Here is a 2,225-nt window from a genome sequence, read left to right as displayed (position 1 = left end):
GCGCAGCAGGCGCCGACCGGTGACGCCGCGCGGGATGCCGCGGTGGCCGAGCTCGGCGCCGCGCTGGCCGGGGTGCGAGAAGCCCAGACCAGTGGTGACCTGGGCAAGCTCGGTGAGGCCCTGCAGCGGCTCGACGAGGCCATCGGAAAGTACAGCTCGCTGGGCGGGTGACGTCGCGGAGCTGGCGAACAGACGACGACGCGGGTGCTTCTCTCTCGGTGAGAAGAACCCGCGTCGTCTTCTATGGGGCATTAACCCTTGAGTGCCTCGTCTCGACTCTCTGTGGCGGTCGGGTCTAGCCCCGGTCCTGGCGGCACCGGATGGTCCGCAGTTAGCCGCGCACCTTCTTTAGGTAGCGCTGGATCTCTCGCGGCGTGTTGTCCGGCAGCATCGGGGAGTGGTGCAGCGTTTTGGCCAGGTAGGTGAAGATTCCACCGGTGATCAGTAGCAGTGACAGCGCGATGATGCCGTACAGGATGTTGGTCGGTTTGTTGGCCGGCAGATCCACCAGGGTGATCACCCAGAGTCCGGCAAATGCCGAGCCGACCAGCAGGGTGGTGAATGCGACCATGCTCAGCGGATGCCAGCCGTGGGATTCGTGAGCGGTGTGGGTAGCCATGACGCCTCTCCTTCGCTTCTTTCTGGTGGTGTACCTTCCACCGTACGCCGGTTGTGCGACAAATCACAGAGTTCCGGCGGTGCGCGCCCCGGTGATCGTGTAAAAGGAGTGTGGGCGGGGATGTTGCGGCGCGGTGTCATCTCCTCGGACTTGGGCCGCTGAACAGGTGAAATGCGGTGTGCGGCAAGCGATTTGCGTTGGGGGCGGGGGTGTGTGTAACGTAGTCAACGCAACGCGGGGTGGAGCAGCTCGGTAGCTCGCTGGGCTCATAACCCAGAGGTCGTAGGTTCAAATCCTGCCCCCGCTACCACGCCAGTCAGGTCCGGAAACCGTCAAGGTTCCCGGGCCTGACTGCTTTCACGCGACGGTACGCGCGACCAATCCAGGACAAGAGCAATCGAGGACAAACGCAGCGCCAACGGTGAGTTGCATCCCCGTGCATCTCGGGCGGGGCCGGTGCTGCGTCGGTAGTGTCGCGCGCAAGAGATCGACTAGTGGGAGGAATCGACATGCGTGCAGCGCGCTACTACGACCGCAACGACATTCGCATCGAGGACATCGCGGAGCCGGAGCTGAAGCCTGGAACGGTCGCCATCGAGGTGGCGTGGTGCGGGATTTGCGGCACCGATCTGCACGAGTACCTCGAGGGGCCGATCTTTATTCCGCCAGCAGGGCATCCGCACCCGATCTCGGGGGAGGCCGCACCGGTGGTGATTGGCCATGAATTCTCCGGCACGATCATCGGGCTCGCCGATGATGTGAACGATCTGCAGGTTGGCGAGAACGTCGTCGTGGAGCCGTACATCATTGGTGACGATGTCGATACTGGCCCCGGCTCGGACTACCAGCTGAGCAAAGATATGAACTTCATTGGACTCGGTGGGCGCGGCGGCGGTCTGGCCGAGCGGATCGTCGTCGAGCGACGGTGGGTGCATCCGATCGGTGACATCCCGCTGGACCAGGCGGCGCTCATCGAGCCGCTGTCGGTGGGTCATCACGCCTTTGTGCGATCTGGCGCCACCGCCGGGCAGACGGCCATCGTCGGCGGTGCGGGACCGATCGGCCTGCTGACTGCCGCCGTGCTCAAGGCCGAAGGCCTGACGGTGTACATCTCGGAACGTTCGCAGGCCCGTAAAACGATGGCCACCGAGACCGGGGTCGCCGACGAGGTCTTCGATCCGCGCGACGGCGACGTCGCCGAGATGGTCCGGGAGTGGACCGGCGGCCGCGGCGCCGACGTCGGCTTCGAATGCTCGTCGGTGCCGGTGGTGCTCGACACGTTGATCGATGCGGTGCGTCCCGGTGGCGTGGTGGTGAATGTGTCGATCTGGGGACACAACCCACCGGTCGACATGCCGCAGCTGGTCCTCAAGGAGATCGATCTGCGGGGCACTATCGGCTACGCCAACGACCACCCGGACACGATCGCTTTGGTCCAGAGCGGCAGGCTCGACTTGGCGCCGTTCATCACCGGCCGCATCGCCCTCGACGAGCTGGTCAGCAAGGGCTACGACCAGCTGATCAACAACAACGAGGAACACGTCAAGATCATCGTGAACCCGCACGCCTGAGCGCAGCATCGGCAGAACCCGCCTCCGTACCAGGG

The 2,225-nt window shown here is 64.5% G+C and carries 2 protein-coding genes and 1 tRNA gene; 2 read left to right on the top strand and 1 reads right to left on the bottom strand.

Translation table 11 applies throughout. From position 1 onward, the window contains the following. Nucleotides 1-331: 331 nt before the first annotated feature. Complete coding sequence (locus WAW85_RS02765; protein WP_422558128.1) at nucleotides 332-619, bottom strand: hypothetical protein; 288 nt, start codon at nucleotides 617-619, stop codon at nucleotides 332-334. A gap of 233 nt (nucleotides 620-852) precedes the next feature. On the opposite strand from WAW85_RS02765, the gene WAW85_RS02760 reads away from it, so the two are divergent. After that, a tRNA-Met gene (locus WAW85_RS02760) sits at nucleotides 853-929 on the top strand. A 199-nt stretch (nucleotides 930-1,128) separates the two neighbouring features. Then, nucleotides 1,129-2,190 carry a 2,3-butanediol dehydrogenase gene (locus WAW85_RS02755; RefSeq protein ID WP_422558127.1) on the top strand — a complete coding sequence of 354 codons (1,062 nt, stop codon included), beginning with the start codon at nucleotides 1,129-1,131 and terminating at the stop codon, nucleotides 2,188-2,190. Nucleotides 2,191-2,225: the final 35 nt, after the last annotated feature.

It is taken from the genome of Gordonia sp. (in: high G+C Gram-positive bacteria), from assembly GCF_049299075.1.
Lineage (GTDB): Bacteria > Actinomycetota > Actinomycetes > Mycobacteriales > Mycobacteriaceae > Gordonia.
The sequence above is the reverse complement of the archived record's forward strand: the minus strand, read 5'-3'. Positions and strand labels throughout refer to the sequence as shown.

Coding starts and splice junctions, on each gene's coding strand:
- WAW85_RS02765 (WP_422558128.1), bottom strand. CDS start 619: ATGGCTACCCACACCGCTCACGAATCCCACGGCTGGCATCCGCTGAGC.
- WAW85_RS02755 (WP_422558127.1), top strand. CDS start 1,129: ATGCGTGCAGCGCGCTACTACGACCGCAACGACATTCGCATCGAGGAC.